This is a genomic window from Gluconacetobacter diazotrophicus PA1 5 (assembly GCF_000067045.1).
GTDB classification, from domain to species: domain Bacteria; phylum Pseudomonadota; class Alphaproteobacteria; order Acetobacterales; family Acetobacteraceae; genus Gluconacetobacter; species Gluconacetobacter diazotrophicus.
The window spans coordinates 2449335-2465691 of record NC_010125.1 but is presented as its reverse complement, the minus strand read 5'-3'; the positions used below and the strand labels follow the sequence as shown (position 1 = coordinate 2465691).

General features: G+C 70.0%; 14 protein-coding genes and 1 pseudogene. 5 read left to right on the top strand and 10 right to left on the bottom strand.

Annotation, left to right across the window (positions count from 1 at the left end; all coding sequences use genetic code 11):
- Positions 1 to 7 precede the first annotated feature (7 nt).
- The 6 genes from GDI_RS11405 to GDI_RS11380 form a co-directional block, all read right to left on the bottom strand.
- A complete protein-coding gene (locus tag GDI_RS11405) occupies positions 8 to 1291 on the bottom strand; it encodes a lytic transglycosylase domain-containing protein (protein WP_144880110.1) in 1284 nt (427 codons plus the stop codon).
- A gap of 85 nt (positions 1292 to 1376) precedes the next feature.
- Positions 1377 to 1823: a DUF1489 family protein gene (locus GDI_RS11400; RefSeq protein WP_012226350.1), complete on the bottom strand. Its 447-nt coding sequence runs from the start codon at positions 1821 to 1823 to the stop codon at positions 1377 to 1379.
- Between the two features lie 7 nt (positions 1824 to 1830).
- A complete protein-coding gene (locus tag GDI_RS11395; RefSeq protein ID WP_012226348.1) occupies positions 1831 to 3021 on the bottom strand; it encodes a nucleoside hydrolase in 1191 nt (396 codons plus the stop codon).
- Positions 3022 to 3051: 30 nt separating this feature from the next.
- Positions 3052 to 4233, bottom strand: a complete 1182-nt coding sequence (gene hemW, locus GDI_RS11390) for a radical SAM family heme chaperone HemW (protein WP_012226345.1) — start codon at positions 4231 to 4233, stop codon at positions 3052 to 3054.
- Complete coding sequence (locus tag GDI_RS11385) at positions 4223 to 6217, bottom strand: potassium transporter Kup (protein WP_012553252.1); 1995 nt, start codon at positions 6215 to 6217, stop codon at positions 4223 to 4225. Before GDI_RS11385 ends, hemW begins: the two co-directional genes overlap by 11 nt.
- Before the next feature lie 106 nt (positions 6218 to 6323).
- Entirely contained in the window at positions 6324 to 7070 is a 747-nt protein-coding gene (locus GDI_RS11380) for a YggS family pyridoxal phosphate-dependent enzyme (protein ID WP_012226341.1), read from the bottom strand.
- A gap of 144 nt (positions 7071 to 7214) precedes the next feature.
- On the opposite strand from GDI_RS11380, the pseudogene GDI_RS11375 reads away from it, so the two are divergent.
- From GDI_RS11375 to GDI_RS11360, 4 genes and pseudogenes are all read left to right on the top strand, one after another.
- A pseudogene (locus GDI_RS11375) lies at positions 7215 to 8516 on the top strand (RsmB/NOP family class I SAM-dependent RNA methyltransferase).
- Between the two features lie 154 nt (positions 8517 to 8670).
- Positions 8671 to 9348, top strand: a complete 678-nt coding sequence (gene rpe / locus GDI_RS11370; protein ID WP_041249411.1) for a ribulose-phosphate 3-epimerase — start codon at positions 8671 to 8673, stop codon at positions 9346 to 9348.
- 61 nt (positions 9349 to 9409) lie between these two features.
- Complete coding sequence (locus GDI_RS11365; protein WP_012226335.1) at positions 9410 to 11203, top strand: heparinase II/III domain-containing protein; 1794 nt, start codon at positions 9410 to 9412, stop codon at positions 11201 to 11203.
- Between the two features lie 36 nt (positions 11204 to 11239).
- Positions 11240 to 12379, top strand: coding sequence for a glycosyltransferase family 4 protein (locus GDI_RS11360; RefSeq protein ID WP_012226333.1), 1140 nt, complete (start codon positions 11240 to 11242; stop codon positions 12377 to 12379).
- Between the two features lie 34 nt (positions 12380 to 12413).
- Here GDI_RS11360 and GDI_RS11355 read toward each other — a convergent pair whose 3' ends face one another.
- Together GDI_RS11355 and GDI_RS11350 are read right to left on the bottom strand one after the other, a co-directional pair.
- Positions 12414 to 12920 carry a hypothetical protein gene (locus tag GDI_RS11355; RefSeq protein WP_012226331.1) on the bottom strand — a complete coding sequence of 169 codons (507 nt, stop codon included), beginning with the start codon at positions 12918 to 12920 and terminating at the stop codon, positions 12414 to 12416.
- A complete protein-coding gene (locus GDI_RS11350) occupies positions 12917 to 14164 on the bottom strand; it encodes an aminopeptidase (RefSeq protein ID WP_041249790.1) in 1248 nt (415 codons plus the stop codon). Before GDI_RS11350 ends, GDI_RS11355 begins: the two co-directional genes overlap by 4 nt.
- Positions 14165 to 14270: 106 nt before the next feature.
- On the opposite strand from GDI_RS11350, the gene GDI_RS11345 reads away from it, so the two are divergent.
- Entirely contained in the window at positions 14271 to 14627 is a 357-nt protein-coding gene (locus tag GDI_RS11345) for a Rieske 2Fe-2S domain-containing protein (protein WP_041249410.1), read from the top strand.
- Here the strand turns inward: GDI_RS11345 and GDI_RS11340 are convergent.
- Together GDI_RS11340 and tyrS are read right to left on the bottom strand one after the other, a co-directional pair.
- Positions 14581 to 14991 (bottom strand): DUF4186 domain-containing protein, encoded by a 411-nt coding sequence (locus GDI_RS11340; RefSeq protein ID WP_012226325.1) that lies wholly within the window; start codon positions 14989 to 14991, stop codon positions 14581 to 14583. The two genes, GDI_RS11345 and GDI_RS11340, sit on opposite strands and share 47 nt — an antisense overlap.
- A gap of 13 nt (positions 14992 to 15004) precedes the next feature.
- Positions 15005 to 16246: a tyrosine--tRNA ligase gene (tyrS, locus tag GDI_RS11335; protein ID WP_012226323.1), complete on the bottom strand. Its 1242-nt coding sequence runs from the start codon at positions 16244 to 16246 to the stop codon at positions 15005 to 15007.
- Between the last annotated feature and the right edge of the window lie 111 nt (positions 16247 to 16357).

Here is a 16357-nt window from a genome sequence, read left to right as displayed (position 1 = left end):
GGGAAACCTAATGCCCCGGCCGGACGATCATGCATGCCAGTCCCTGCTGCCGCAGGGTGGTGCAGGCCGTGGCCGCGCTGTTCTGCGCCAGGCCGGCCAGCCGCGCGCGATAGACGGCGTGACCGCCGGGCGACGGGATGGGCTGCACGACGCCGCGGGCACCATTCAGGGCGTTGAACGCGGCCTGGCGGGCCATCGTGTTGGCGAAGCGGGCCTGGCCCTCCGAAGTGAAGGCGCCGACCTGGATGGCCCATTGGCCGTAATTCACGCCGTCAGGCGGCAGGGCACGGCCCGAGAGCGGAATATGAATGATCGCGGGAACGATGGGCGCCATCCGGGACGGGGCCGGCGGCATCGTGGCGGCGGTGACGACTGCCGGCAGCACCGGTGCCGGGGGCGGCAGAGGTTGCGGCGGGCCGCTGACCATGGGCAGGCAGGGCGCGTCGGGGTCGTAGGCCGCGTTGGGGTCCTGCGCGCAGCGCGCGGCACGGGGGCGCGGCGGGACATAGGCCGCGTACTGGATCGGCTGGCCGCCGGTCGGGTTGGCGATCGTGGGCGTGACGACGACCGGCAGCCGGGGGCCGGCCGGCCGTGCGGCGGATGCCATGGCCACCGGCAGGGGCGTCGGTGTGGCCGAGACCATCTGCGTGCCGGTGCCATAGGCCGCCAGCGGGCCGCTGAGGGGGATGGTGCTGCCCAGGTTGGGTGTGACCGAGGCCAGGTAATTGACCGTCTCGTTCGGCAGCGACCGCCCGGTCTGCAGATAATCGTCCAGCCGCTGCGGTCCGGCGTTGTAGGCCGCCAGGAATCCCGGTGCGCCGTAGCGGTCGTACATCTGCCGGATATAGGCGGTGCCGGCCAGGATATTGTCGTGCGGTTCGTACGGGTCGGGGCCGAGCGTGTTCTGGTCCTGCATGTCGGCATAGGTCTGCGGCATCAACTGCATCAGGCCCATCGCCCCGGCGGAGGAAGTGATCGGCTGGCCGTCCAGGTATTCATGGCCGCCCGATTCCTGCTGGATGACGGCGCGGATCCATTCCTGCGGCACCGCGAAGCGGCCCGAGGCCTCGGCGATGTACGGGCCCCATGGGTCCTCGGCCGGGCCGGGGGCGCGGTAGGCGCCGTTGCGGGCATAATAGCGCGAATAGCGTGACCCGGGCGCGGTGCTGCAGGCCGCCAGCGTCGCGGCCGCGCCCAGCAGCGACAGGCCGATCACGACGCCGTATCCGCCGTGCGGCCGGCGCGCGGCGGGTGGGGCGGCATCGTCCGGTGGCGTCAGACGTCGGGTCATGATGCCATGTTGCCCCATTTTCATGAGTCCGCGCAATCGCTCTCCTGCGCAGAGTATTGATTTCCCGGGACTTCGCCAGCGGCGTCTAGATCAGGCACAGCCCCGCCAAGTCCCGCCGCAGCGCTTCGGGCAGCGCCGTGGCGTCGCCGCCGCCCGCGCCCAGATCGGGCGGGGCGTCGGCCGGGCGCAGGTAGCGCCAGCCCTGGAAGGGGCGCATCGGGCGCGGGACGACCGGGACGATCGCGGGGGCCAGCACTACCAGCGCGCAGGCCGCCCCGTCTTCGCGCACGTCCGGGCGGATATCAGCGATGCGCTGCCGGCACAGGATCATGCCGCCGATGACCCGGTAGAGCGAACCGCCCTGCAGAATTTCTTCTGCCCGGCGGGGATACATGCGGGTACGCAGCCAGGGCCGTCCGTCGGCGTGCGTGCCGTCCAGCCCATCTCCGGCGCCCTCCATCATCGTGCGCTGACGATGCGCCAGGTCGTCGATCGATGCGATTCCGACCGCCAGCTTGACCATGTGCAACATGGGATCGTCAGGGCCGGGGGAAGGCATGGGACGGATGGATGTCGCTCTGGGCCTCGTGCAGGAACGTGGCGAGGAAGCGTCCCGCATCCACGGACTGCACGATCCGCACCTTGCGGACGCCCATCGCCCTGGGCGCGGTGGCATCCGGCCAGACGACGGCGTGGCCGTATTGCGGCCCCTTGGAAATGTCGATGTCCATATAGGCGTCGATCGAGGACGTGATCAGGCCGGGGTCGGCGGCGATCGCCGTCGCCAGTTCGTCCCACATCGGCAGCGGGTCGTAATAGGTGCCGATATAGTCCGTCATTTTCGTCTTCTTCTGCGTGATGCGCTTCAGGTAGTCGCGCGTCATCATCAGGTCGTTCGACACGTTGCCCACGACGGTGATCGACGGCCACGGTGCCGTCAGCGTGATATGCGCCGCCTCCGGGTCGAAGATCATGTTGAAGTCCGAGGCGAAATCGACGTTCCCGGTCAGCGATTTCATGCTGGTGTCCAGCAATCCGCCCATGAACACCAGTTGTTTCGCCGTCGCGGCGAAGGTCGGGTCGATGCGGATCGCCAGCGCCAGGTTGGTCAGCGGCCCGGCGGCCACGATGGTGACCTGATGGGGGTGATTGTGGACCTGACGGATCAGGAACAGGGCCGCACTGTCATCGATCGGACGCTGTGCCGGGGCGCCCTCCTTCAGGTCCGGCAAGGGGGGCTGGGTCGCGGGCGTGCCGTCGATCGACCCGATTCCGCCCCAGGCGCCCTTCCACGGGATGACGCCGTATTGCTGTTCGCGCAGGCGCATCATCGGCACGCTGTTGATCAGCGGATAGACCGCGCCGTCCGCCACCGGCACGTCGCCCCGGCCGATAATGTCCAGGAACCGGCGCAGATGGGCGGATTCCTGGTTTTCCCAGCCATCGCCGGTCACGACGGTGAAGCCCAGGACCCGGACCGCCGGATTGAACAGCAGCGGAATGATCGATTGCTGGTCCGATCCGCCGGGACCGAGGAAATCATTGTCCTCGATCACCAGTTGCGGGGCGGCCGCCCGCGCGGGCGGCCCGGCCGTCAGCCAGGCGGCCAGCAGGCCGAGCACGCCGGCGCCCAGGGCGCGGCGGAAGGCGCGGCGCGGCACTTCGCGCGGCGTCGATTCGCGTCGGGTCGTCCCGAGGCGCATCGCGCGCCGGAGAGGGCAGAAAAACATGCGGCGTCCTAAATGCTGGTGGGCCGGGTCCTACAGCACCAGGGCGCCGAGCAGCGCTTCCAGGCGGAGGCGGCCCGACGGTGTTGCGCGCAGGACCGGTCCGTCCGTCGTCTCGTCCCGCAGAAGATATCCTTCTTCCAGCGCCGCCGCCAGAATCGCGGGGTCCAGCGCATCGGCCATCGCCATGCCGGTGCGGCGGGCGAAGCGGTCCTCGGGGATACCCTCGCTCAGGCGCAGGCCCATCAGCAGCATTTCCCGGGCGCGGTCGCGCGCCGACAAGGTCTCGTCCTGCATCACGCCGCTTCCCTGCCGCTCGACCCGTTCGGCCCAGGGTTCGGGGGCGCGGTGGCGGCGGGTGGCGTGCAGCGTACCGTCCAGCGTCAGGCGGCTATGCGCGCCGGGACCGATGCCCAGGTAATCGCCATAGCGCCAGTAGGTCAGGTTGTGGCGGCTTTCCGCCCCGGGACGGGCGTAGTTCGAGACCTCGTACCCCATCAGTCCGTGGCGGCCGGCGACGATAGCCGTTTCCTCGTACAGCCGCGCGGCATCGTCCTCGTCCGGAAGGGCCAGCAGGCCCTGGCGGTGCAGCCCCTCGAACCGGGTGCCGGGCTCGATGGTCAACTGATACAGCGACAGATGATCGGAGACGAGCGAGAGCGCCCGGTCCAGTTCGGCCCGCCACGCCGGCAGGGACTGGCCCGGCCGCGCATAGATCAGGTCGAACGAGATCCGGTCGAACAGGCCGCGCGCCAGATCCAGCGCATCTATGGCCTGCGTGGCGGAATGTTCCCGGCCCAGCAGGCGCAGCGCGTCGTCATCCAGGCTCTGGATGCCCAGCGACACCCGGTTGATCCCGGCATCGCGGAACGCGCGCAGCCGCCCGGCCTCGACGCTGGTGGGGTTGGCCTCCAGCGTGATTTCCAGGTCCGGCAGGGGGGTGAACAGGGTGGTGGCGTCCGCGATCAGCGCCGCCACGGTCGCCGGGTCCATCAGCGAGGGTGTGCCCCCGCCGAAGAAGATCGAGCCCAGCCTGCGGGGCCCGTCCGCGTTCAGCCGTGCCGCGTCCTGCGCCAGTTCGCGCCGCAGGGCGGCGGCGAAGCGGGCCTGGGGGATGACATCGCGGACATGGCTGTTGAAATCGCAGTACGGACATTTGGCCAGGCAGAATGGCCAGTGGATATAGAGCGCGAGCGGTGCGGCGTCAGATGGCAAGCCGCACGCCCAGTTCCACGACCCGGTCCGGCGGGATGCGGAAGAATTCGGTGGCGGGGGTGGCGTTGCGCGCCATCAGCAGGAACAGCGACATCCGCCAGCGCGACATCTTGGGCACCGAGGACCGGACCAGCAGTTCGCGGCTGGTGAAATAGGATGCCTGCATGACGTCGAAATCCACGCCGTTGGCCTTCAGGTCCTCCAGCGCGCGGGGCAGGTTCGGGGTTTCCATGAAGCCGTAGCGCAGGATCACCCGGTAGATATTGGGTGCCAGAAGCTGCAGCGCCACCCGGTGGCCGCGCGTGGCCTCGGGCTGGTCCAGGGTCTGGACCGTGACGAACAGCACGTGCTCGTGCAGCACCTTGTTGTGCTTCAGGTTGTGCAGCAGGCAGGTGGGCACGAATTCCGGCGTCGCGGTCATGAACACCGCCGTGCCGGGCACGCGGATGGTGCGCGACTGCGGCAGGCGCGCCAGGAAGGAATTGACCGGCAGGCTGTCCAGCTTCTGCCGGTTCATGATCAGGCCGCGGCCGCGCTTCCACGTCGTCATCATCAGGGTCAGCGCGATGCCCAGCAGCACCGGCACCCAGCCGCCCTGCGGGATCTTCAGCGCATTGGACGCGAAGAAGATGCTGTCCATGACGAAGAAGCCGCCGAACGTGAACGCCGCCGCCGCCCGCGACCAGTGATACAGGCGGCGGAACGCCACCATCGCCAGGACGCAGGTGCACATGAAGGTGCCCGTCACCGCGATGCCGTAGGCCGAGGCCAGGGCGTCGGAACTGCGGAACGCCACCACCAGCGTCAGCGCGCCCACCATCAGGAAGCGGTTGAACTCGGGCAGGTAGATCTGCCCTTCCTCGTTCTTGTTGGTGTGGGTGATGCGCATGCGCGGCAGGTAGCCGAGCTGGATCAACTGCCGACAGAGCGAGAACCCGCCGGAAATTCCGGCCTGGCTGGCGATGACGGTGGCCATCGTCGACAGGATGACCATCGGGATCTGCATCCAGTGCGGACCCAGCAGGAAGAACGGATTGCTCAGCGCCGACGGCGTGGCGATGATCAGCGCCCCCTGGCCCATGTAGTTCAGCGCGAGGCAGGGCAGGACGCAGAACAGCCAGGCGTAGCGGATGGGCTGGCGGCCGAAATGTCCCATGTCGGCGTACAGGGCCTCGGCCCCGGTGACCGACAGCACCACCGACCCCAGCGCGATGAACGACAGCCAGCCGTGAAAGGCGATGAAGCGCACGGCATAGATCGGCGAGATCGCCATCAGGATGCCCGGATGGCGCAGGATCTGCAGCATGCCCAGGATGCCCAGCATGCTGAACCAGAGCAGCATGACGGGGCCGAAGACCGTGCCGACCTTGCCCGTGCCGGCCGACTGGACGCTGAACAGCCCGATCAGCACCATGATGGCCACGGGAATGACCAGGTCGTGGGCCGCGGGAAAGCTGACCTCCAGCCCCTCGACCGCCGACAGGACCGAAATCGCGGGCGTGATCAGCCCGTCGCCGAAGAACAGGCACGCCCCGGCGATGCCGGTCATGCCCAGCACCAGCTTCAGCCGGGTGTTTTCCGACACGCGCTGGGCCAGCGACATCAGCGAGATGATCCCGCCCTCGCCATTATGGTCGGCGCGCATGATCAGCAGCACGTATTTCACGGTGACGATCAGGATCAGCGACCACAGGATCAGGCTTTCGACGCCCATCACCTCCCAGGCTTCGATCTGGTGGTGCTGCGACACGACCAGGATGGTCGATCGCAGGGCGTAGAGCGGGCTTGTCCCGATATCGCCGAAGACCACGCCCAGCACGACCATGAGGGCGGCGAAACCGACCGGATTGGCCGCATGTTCATGCTGGTCGGCGCCGAATTCGGTGATTTTCGTCGGCACGTCCGCCACGCCCCCCGCGGCGTTCGGGCTCGCCGGGGCGGAAGGCAGGGATCCGGGGGCCATATCGCCCGGGACTGGCGTCATGTCGGGACGTCTCCGCAGTCAGATCAGAGGGCGGCGGGTTGGCCGGCCTTGTTCATCGGCATAGCGTCATGATCCGGGGGGGGCAAGGTGACTTGCCGGGACCTAGCTATTCCCCGGCCCCCCTGTCTGGATCGGGCGTTGCTGTGGCAGGCCGCTGGCCGAAAATGGCGCTGCCGACGCGCACATGCGTCGCCCCGGCCGCGATCGCCGCCTCGAAATCGGCCGACATGCCCATCGACAGCACCTCCAGCCCGTGCGCGCGGCCCAGTTCCGCCAGGAACGCGAAATGCGGCGCCGGGTCCCGGTCCGCCGGGGGAATGCACATCAGCCCGCGTACCGCGTCGCCGAACCGCCGGCGGCAATCGGTGATGAAGGCGTCGGCCTGGGCGCGCGGCACGCCGGATTTCTGGGCTTCGTCGCCGGTATTGACCTGCACCAGCAGGTCCGGCAGGCGGCCGGCGCGATCGGCCGCGCGCGCCAGGGCATCGGCCAGCGCCGGGCGATCCAGGCTTTCGATCATGTCCGCGATCCGCACCGCGTCCAGGGCCTTGTTGGTCTGCAACCCGCCGATGACATGCAGCCGCAGCGCGGGCCAGTCGGCGCGCAGGGACGGAAATTTCCCGGCGGCTTCCTGCACCCGGTTCTCGCCGAAGACCATCTGTCCGGCTTCCAGGGCCGCCACGACGCTGGACTGGGGATGGAATTTCGATACCGCGACCAGCGTGACCGCGTCCGGCGCGCGCCCCGCCCGCCGGGCGGCGGCGGCAATCCGCGCCCGGATGCCTGCCAGCGCGGCAGGGATCGCGGCGAGGGCGGAGGGGGAAAGAACGGGGGCGGCGGGCAGCGTCGTCATGGTGCTACGGTTGGGCCGCGCGGCCCGGCGGTCAAGGGCGGCGGGCAGAATTCCCCGGCGGGGGACTGGCGGCCCGGGGGCGGGCGTGCGATCAGCACGCCGGATGTCGAACCAACGATCGGGAACGGGGCAAGTCGGGCGGATATGATTCAGGGCGTACCAGACAGGTCAGGCGCGCGGGGGCGCGGCCCGCGCGGGGCCGCGGCGGACCCGACGCGGGATATCGCCTTCGATATCGTGCAGGGGGTGCTGGAACACCGGCGCATGCTGGAAACCAGCCTGGACCAGTCCGCCGCCGCACGGGACGCGGACGCGCGCGACCGTGCCGCCGCGCACCGTCTGGCGGCGACCGTGCTGCGTCACATGGGCACGGCGGGCATGGTGCTGGAACCCTTCCTGAAGAAGGAGCCGCCCCTGCCGGTGCGCACGGTGCTGCTGATCGGCGTGGCGCAGATCCTGTTCCTGGACACGCCCGCCCATGCGGCGGTCGGCACGGCGGTCTCGCTGGCGCGCCGGCGGGGGCTGGTGCCGTTCGCGGGACTGGTCAACGCCGTGCTGCGCCGGGTGGCCCAGGCCGGCGCCGGGGCGCTGGAGGGGCTGGACCAGGCCCGGCTGGACGTGCCCCCCTGGCTGTGGGGCGCATGGGGCAGCCTGGCGCGCCCGGTGGCCGAGGCGCTGGGCCAGGAGGCCCCGCTGGACCTGACATTGCGGCCGGGGCTGCCGGAGGCCGAACGGCCGCCCGGCGGGGTGATGCTGCCCACCGGGACCCTGCGCCTGCCGGCCGGCACCCGTGTGGCCGACCTGCCGGGCTATGCGCAGGGCGCGTTCTGGGTGCAGGACGCGGCCGCCGCCCTGCCGGCGCGCCTGCTGGCGCCCCGCGCGGGTGAGCGGATCGCGGACCTGTGCGCCGCCCCGGGGGGCAAGACGGCACAACTGGCCGTGGCGGGGGCCGAGGTCACGGCCATCGAGCGGGAGCCGGGCCGGCTGGCGCGGCTGAAGGAGAACTGGACCGCCTCGGACTGGCCGACCGGGTGCAAACTGGTCCAGGGCGACGCCGCCACGTGGCGGCCGGACGCGCCGCTGGACGCCGTGCTGCTGGATGCGCCCTGTTCGGCGACGGGCACCGCACACCGCCACCCCGACGTGCTGTGGATCAAGCGCCCGCGCCTGACGGCGCTGACCGAGGGCCAGGACCGGCGGCGCGCGACATGCTGCGTCCCCTGTCCGGCTGGTCTATGCGGTGTGCTCGCTCCAGCCCGACGTAGGGCCGGAACGCGTACGCGCGGCCGAGGCGATGGGCTGGAACCCGATCCCTTCACGGCGGAGGAACTGGCCGTGCTGCCCGAAGCCCTGACGAAGGAAGGCTGGCTGCGCACCCATCCGGGCCTGTGGACGGAACAGGGCGGCATGGACGGATTCTTCGCGGCGCGGTTCCGCCGCCGGTAGGCCGGGCCAGGGCAGGCACGGGACCCAGGGCCGGCATGGAACCCAGGGCAGCAGGGGACATGGACGCGGGCAAGCACGATCGTGATCCGCCGGGATGCGACGGAGGCACGCAACGGCTTGCACGCGGCATGTGATTTACTGTTACACTGTCCCCATGCCTGCTCACTTCCCCCCCCTCGTCGCGCCCAGCGTCCTGTCGGCTGATTTCTCCCGCATGGCGGACGAAGTCAGCGCCGTCGAGCGCGCGGGTGCCGACTGGCTGCACCTGGACGTGATGGACGGCCATTTCGTGCCGAACCTGTCCTTCGGCGCGCAGCTCATCAAGGCGTTGCGCCCGCAATCCAGCCTGGTGTTCGACGTCCACCTGATGATGGCGCCGGTCGATCCGTACCTGGAAATGTTTGCCCAGGCGGGCGCCGACCATATCCATGTCCATATCGAGGCCGGCCCCCATACCCATCGGACCCTGCAGCATATCCGCTCGCTGGGCGTGAAGCCGGGGGTCGCCATCTGCCCCGCCACCCCGCCCGAGGCGGTGGCCGAGGTGCTGGACCTGGTGGACGTGATCCTGGTCATGACGGTCAACCCCGGTTTCGGGGGCCAGAAATTCCTGACCAGCCAGTTGGGCAAGATCCGCACGCTGCGCCGCCTGGCGGACGCGACGGGCCGCGACATCCGCATCGGCGTCGATGGCGGCGTGGATGTGGAAACCGCGGCGCTGGCCACAGAGGCGGGGGCCGACATGCTGGTGGCCGGAACCTCGGTCTACGGCCAGCCGGATTATGGCCGGGCGATTTCCGCCCTGCGCGAGGCCGGCCGCCGGCCCGCATGACGAAAGCCGGACTGACGGACGCACGGCGCGCGTCCGGATATCGTGGGATGAGAGGGGCCTGATGGTCCTGCGACGCTGGAGCCAGGACGCGCGTCTTTCACTGGCACGCCTGCCGTCGCTGGCCGGGTTGGGCCGCGTCCCGCCCCAGCCGGTCCATGCCGTTCGCGACCTGTGGCCGGGCGATGCGGCATCGGGCGCGCGGCTGCTCCGCGGCAGCCTGTCTCATGCCGGCGTCACGCGGCCGATCGGCCCGGGCCGGTGGGAGGACCCGTCCTACCCCGAGCGCTTCCGGGCCTGCCTGCACGGATTCGCCTGGCTGCGCGACCTGCGCGCGGTCGGGACCGATTCGGCGCGGCTGCAGGCGCGGGCGCTGGTCGATGACTGGCTGTCCCATCCGCCCAGCGACCCGATGGTGCGTGACTGCGCCGTGACGGGCACGCGGCTGGCGTCGTGGCTGGGCCATTACGATTTCTTCGCCGCTTCCGCCGATGACGGGTTTCGCCAGCGCCTGATGCAGCGCCTGCTGGCGGAAGGACGGACGATTGCCGCCCTGATGCCGCCCGAATCGCATGACTGGCGGGCGCTGGCCGCGTTCAAGGGCCTGCTGGCGGCGGCGATCGCCATGCCCGACCATAGCGGCTTCCTGGTGCGGTTCCGGCGCTATATCGACGCCGAACTGGAACGGCAGATACTGCCGGACGGCTGCCATATCCAGCGCAGCCCGGAAATCCAGTTCCTGGTGCTGCGCGAACTGGCGGAAATGCACGCGATGCTGCACGCCGCGCAGATCGCCCCGCCCATGGCCCTGACCCTGGCGCTGGATCGGATGAGTCCCGTGCTGCGCGCGATGCGGCATGGCGACGGCGGGCTGGCGCTGTTCAACGGCAGCCACACGGGCAATGTCGCGATGATCGAGACGGTGCTGTCGCAGGCGACGCGCACGCGCGTGGTGGCCACCGCGATGCCGGACGGCGGCTTCATCCGCCTGCAGGTCGGCCGGTCGCTGCTGCTGGTGGACGCGGCCCCCCCGCCGCCGCCCGGCTTCGATGAAGATGCCCATGCCGGCACGCTGTCGTTCGAATTTTCGGTGGCGCGGCGGCGGGTGATCGTCAATTGCGGCGCGGGCGAGGGGCCGGAATGGCGACGGGCCCTGCGCGAAAGCGCGGCCCATTCCCTGCTGGTTCTGGAGGATACCTCGTCCTCGGACTTCGCGCCGCAGGGCGGAATCCTGCGCCGGCCGGTCCATGTGACGGCCGAACAGGTGGCCCAGGACGGCGCGCATTGGCTGGACCTGTCCCATGACGGCTATCACGCGCCGTTCGGCGCATCCTGGCGGCGGCGCCTCTATCTGGGAAACGGGGGCGAGGACCTGCGGGGCGAGGAAATCGTCGAGGGCGAGCGCCAGCAATCCTTCGTGCTGCGCTTCCACCTCCATCCGTCGGTCGGTGCGGAATGGGATGCCGATGCCCAGATCGTCATCCTGGACGTCGGCGGCCAGATCTGGAAATTCCGTGCCGACGGCGGCAAGGTCGCGGTCGAGGAAAGCGTCTATTGCGGCGGAACGACCCCCGAGCGCAGCCGGCAGCTCGTCGTCCGGGTGCGTCCCGGCGACCATGCGGACGAAGATCAGGCAGAGGACAATCAGGCGGATACCGATCAGGCGGATAAGGAGCCGGCGGATGAAGGCCGGACAGATGAGGATCGGGCCGCCCGGGACCATGCGGATGAAGACGGGCCGGCCCGGAACGCCGACACCCCTGACGCGGCCCCCCCGGCGAAGCCCGTGCCCCAGGCCGAGAGCGGCGAGCGTACACGCCAGGTCGTGCGCTGGGCGTTGATGCAGATGGAAGGGTAGGGGCGCGCCACGCGGCCTGGTGGCCCGGAACCGGGTATGAAAATTCTCGAAATCACCAATGTCGATTTTTCGCTGCGGCACTTCCTGCTGCCGCTGATGCGGGGCCTGCGCGCCGATGGGCACGAGGTCGTCGGCGTCTGCGCGGACGGTCCCCTGCTGGCCGATGTGCGCGGCGAGGGATTCCGCGTCGAGACGGTGCCGCTGGTCCGATCCTTCTCGCCCCTGGCGCAGATGCAGGCGCTGATCGCGCTGGTCCGGCTGATCCGGGAGGAAAAGCCGGACATCGTCCACGCCCACATGCCGATCAGCGGCCTGCTGGGCCGCCTGGCGGCGTGGCTGTGCCGCGTGCCGTGCGTGGCCTATACCTGCCATGGCTTCCTGTTCAACCAGCCGGGGCCCGCCCCACGGCGCGGTCTGGCGCTGGTGCTGGAATGGCTGGCCGGGCGGATCACCGACCGGTATTTCACCGTATCGGTGCAGGAGGCCGAGGACGCCCGGCGCCTGAAGATCCACCCGGCGCCGCTGGCGGTGGGCAATGGGCGCAACCCCTCCCTCTTCCAGCCCGATCCCGAGGCACGGCGGCGGATTCGCGCCGAACTGGGGGTGGCGGAAGGGGCGGTGGTCATCATCGCCGTGTCACGGCTGGTGCGGCACAAGGGCTATCCGGAACTGCTGAAGGCGATGGAGCAGGTGTCCGGCGCGATGCTGTGGGTGGTGGGCGAACGCCTGGAGTCCGACCATGGAGAATCGCTCGATTCGTGCTTCGAGGAGGCGCAGCGGGTACTTGGCGCGCGGCTGCGGTGCCTGGGCTATCGCGAGGACGTTCCGGCCCTGCTGGCGGCGGCGGATATCTTCACCCTGCCCAGCCATTTCGAGGGACTGCCGATGTCGGTGATCGAGGCGATGCTGACCGGCCTGCCGGTGGTGGCCAGCGATATTCGCGGCCCGCGCGAACAGGTCGTGAACGGCCGCACCGGGCTGCTGGTTCCCCCGGGCGAGGCCGTGCCGCTGGCGCGCTCCCTCGGCTGCCTGGTCCGCGACCCGGACCTGCGCTACCGGATGGGCGAAGTCGGGCGTGAGCGGGCTCGCGCCCGGTATGACGAGGACATCGTGGTCGGCCGCACCAAGATGGCCCTGCTGGCACCCGGGACGACGCCGACCGACGATGCCGGCTGACCGCCGTCCCGGTCAGGGCCGGGTACTGCTGCCGTTACTGCTGCTGGCCGGGACCGGCCGGCCCGCCCATGGCCTGCATCAGGGCCTGGGCTTCCTGGGGGGAATTGCGGATCAGGGCGACGTTGGCCGGGTTCGGGGTGGGGGCGTGCGCGCCGGGCGGCGGCGGCTGCTGGATCAGGGCTTCGGTCAGGCCGAAGGTCGTGATGCCCATCACGAAGTCGCGCGGGGTGAAGCCATGGGCGGCCAGGATCGGCGCCAGGCCGGGAATGGCGGCCGTCCGGTCGATCGTCTGGGCCAGCGACAGGTTCGGCGCGTTCGGCGGCGCGATGTTGGCGGCCTGGACGGCACGGACCGTCGCGGTCATGCGCGGCAGGAAATCGTTGGGCAGGCGGTACTGCGCCGCCGCCTCCATGTCACGCTGGAAGGCGGCCTGCTCCGCCGCGGTCGGCTGGCCCTGCTGGGGCGCCTGCTGTTGCGCCATGGCGGACAGGGGAAGGGACACGGCCAGCGCCGCCGCGAGGATGATCAGTCGCGTTTTCATACTTTGTTGACCCACTCGCCATGTTTCATCAGGGGTTCGCGCGCGCCATCCTGGGTGATGGCGGTCACGTCGATCTCGGCCGAGCCGATCATCCAGTCGATATGGATGAAGCTGCTGTTGGCGCCACGGGCCTGGATCTGCTCGGGCGTCTGGTTCTCGGTATCCAGCATGCATTTCGTGTAGGCTTGGCCCAGCGCGATATGGCTGGACGCGTTTTCGTCGAAGAGCGTGTTGCGAAACAGCACGCCGCTCTGCGAAATCGGCGAGGAATGCGGCACCAGCGCCACCTCGCCCAGCCGGCGGGCGCCCTCGTCGGTGTCCAGGATGCGTTCCAGCACCTCCAGCCCCTCGGTCGCATGCGCTTCGACGATGCGCCCGTCGGCGAAGCGGACCGCGATGCCGTCGATCAGCGTGCCCTGGTGGAACAGGGGCTTCGTCGCGCGGACATAGCCCTCGACCCGCCGCGCGTGCGGCGTGGTGAAGACTTCCTCGGTCGGGATATTGGGGTTGCACACGATGCCGTTGCGCGCCGGTTCCGACCCGCCGGCCCAGGCATGGCCGTCCGCCAGCCCCACCGTCAGGTCCGTACCCGGCCCGGTGAACTGCAGCGCCGCGAACCGGCGCTCGTTCAGCCAGTCGGCGCGGCGGTGCAGCGTGTCGTTATGCTCGACCCACGCCGCCACGGGGTCGTCCACCGTGACGCGGGACGCCAGGAAGATCGCGTCCCACAGCCGGGCCAGCGCCCTGTCCGGGGCATCGTCGGGGAACACCTGCGCGGCCCAGGCCGGGGTGGCGCAGGCGACGATGTTCCAGTTGACGGCGAAATTGGTGATCAGTTCCATCGCCGGGCGGCCGGCCAGCGAACTGGCCTTGCCGGCGCGGGCGACGCGGTCCGGGTCTTCCCCAGCCAGCAGGGTGGGGCTGCCGCCGGTCACGGCCATCCGCGCGGCGCCCTGGCGATAGGCGTTGGCCATGCCGTCCTGCAGCCAGCCGGCCGCGACGTCGAAGGACGCATCCGGGGCGTGGCGGAATCGCGCCAGCGTCATCTCGTCGTCCGAGAAGAACGGCGTGACCAGCGACGCGCCGGCGCGATAGGCGTGTTCGGTGATGCGGCGCACCAGCGGAACCGCGTCCAGCGACGCGGTGATCAGCAATTGCTGGCCCGGCGCCAGGTTCAGTCCGGTTCGGACCGCGACCTCGGCCAGCCGGTCCAGCAGGCCGTCATGGGACGATGCGGAAGTCATGAAGCCGTTCATCCTGTCATCTCAGTAGGTTCATTCTAGCCTGATCGCTTCGGACGGGATAGGCAACAGGTAGGCACCGGAATGGGCCATGTCAGGTAGGGGACGGATGAATATCGAACCGACGCGCCTGTGCGTGATGGATGACATACGCGACGGACCGCGCCGCGTCGTGGTGGAAGGCGAAGGGCTGGTGGTGTGGATGGCGGCCGATGGGCAACCCCGCGTCTTCGCCGATCGCTGCCCGCATCGCGACGCCCGCCTGTCGGCCGGTCATGTCGAAAACGGGCGCCTGCTCTGTCCGTTCCATCTCTGGGCGTTCGACGAATCGGGCCTTTACGTCGGGCCCGACGGCGTGGCCGACCCGACCTGCGCGGTGCCGGGCGTGCCGGCGGACGTCCGTGACGGCGCGGTGTGGATCAGCCGCTTGCCTGTTCGCGATCCAGCCAGGTGCGAATCACCGTAAGGACATAGGCCCGTTCGGGGGCGTCCAGTTCGCGGCCGCGCGCCAGGCCGTGCCATTTTTCCAGGCAGCCGCGACAGCAGGTAGCGGTGGCGTGCTGGGCGACGAAGACCGGGTGCCCGCGCCAGGGCGTCTGGCGCCCGTCGCGGGCGGGACGCGCGGGGGCCAGGCGGCGCGCGATGAAATCCGCGGCGTGGGTCATCACGGTCGCCATGCCCTTGTCCGTCAGATAGGCGCGGTCCTTCGGGTCCAGGTGAAAGCGCGCGCGGAAGGCCGAGCGCGCAAGGCGCTGCCACAGCGCGTCCGGCACGGGCGGGGGCGGCGCAGGCGGGTGCGCGGCGTCGTCGGGCCCGGCCGCGGCAGCCATCAGGCGGGCGTCATCACGCGGGCCGCACCAGGATATGGTGCTTGCGTCCCGACGACAGCTTGATGGCCCCGTCCGCCAGGTCCGTCGTGGTGATCACCTGGCCTTCATCCTGCACCGCGACGTCGTTGATCCGCGCGCCGCCGCCGCGAATCAGGCGCCGCGCCTCGCCATTGCTGGCGGCCATGCCGCTTTCGACGAACAGGCGGAAGGCGGGAATGCCCGCCGCCAGCAGGTCGGCGGCGATCGTCGTGCCGGGCAGGGCGGCGGGCGCGGCCCCGTCCTCGAACGTGCGGCGAGCGGCCTCGGCGGCGGCATCGGCTTCGGCGCGGCCGTGGCACAGGGCGGTGGCCTCGGTCGCCAGGACCTTCTTCGCCTCGTTGATCTCGGTGCCGCCCAGGGCCGCCAGCCGGTCGCATTCCGCGATGGGCAGGTCGGTGAACAGGCGCAGGAACCGGCCGACATCCGCGTCATCGACGTTGCGCCAGAACTGCCAGTATTCGAAGATCGGCAGCCGGGACGCCGACAGCCAGATCGCGCCGCGCGCGGACTTGCCCATCTTGGCCCCGGACGCGGTGGTCAGCAGCGGCGTCGTCAGGCCGAAGACCTGCTTCTGGTCCGTCCGGCGCACCAGGTCGATGCCCGATACGATGTTGCCCCACTGGTCCGATCCGCCCATCTGCAGGGTGACGCCCTGCGTGCGGCTCAGTTCACGGAAATCGTAGGATTGCAGGATGGAATAGTTGAATTCCAGAAAGGTCAGCCCCTGTTCGCGCTCCAGCCGCGACCGGACCGAATCGAAGGCCAGCATGCGGTTGACCGAAAAATGCACGCCCACGTCGCGCAGCAGGTCGATATAGGACAGCCTGTCCAGCCAGTCGGCATTGTTGGCCAGCCTGGCCCCGGCCGCGCCGTCGAATTGCAGGAACTGGCGCAGGCAGCCCTCGATCCCGCGCAGGTTCGCCGCGATCGTCTCGTCCGTCATCAACTGGCGGGCTTCCTCGCGGAACGAGGGATCGCCGATCTTCGCTGTGCCCCCGCCCATCAGGGCCACGGGCCGATGCCCGTGCTTCTGCATCAGGCGCAGCATCATGATCTGGATCAGGCTGCCGACATGCAGGCTGTCGGCCGTGGGGTCGAATCCGATATAGCCCGCCACCGGCCCCGCCTGCAGGGCGGCATCCAGGGCGTCGATGTCCGTGCACTGGAAGATGAAGCCGCGCGCTTCGGCTTCCTGGAGGAATTCGCTTTTAGGCATAGTCGGGTACTCTCTGGCGGGCCGGCCTGTCGGGGACATGTCCCGACAGGCCTTAGCATGCCCGCCTTGCGAGATGAAGCATGCCCGCCTTGCGAGATGAACCCGGGGACG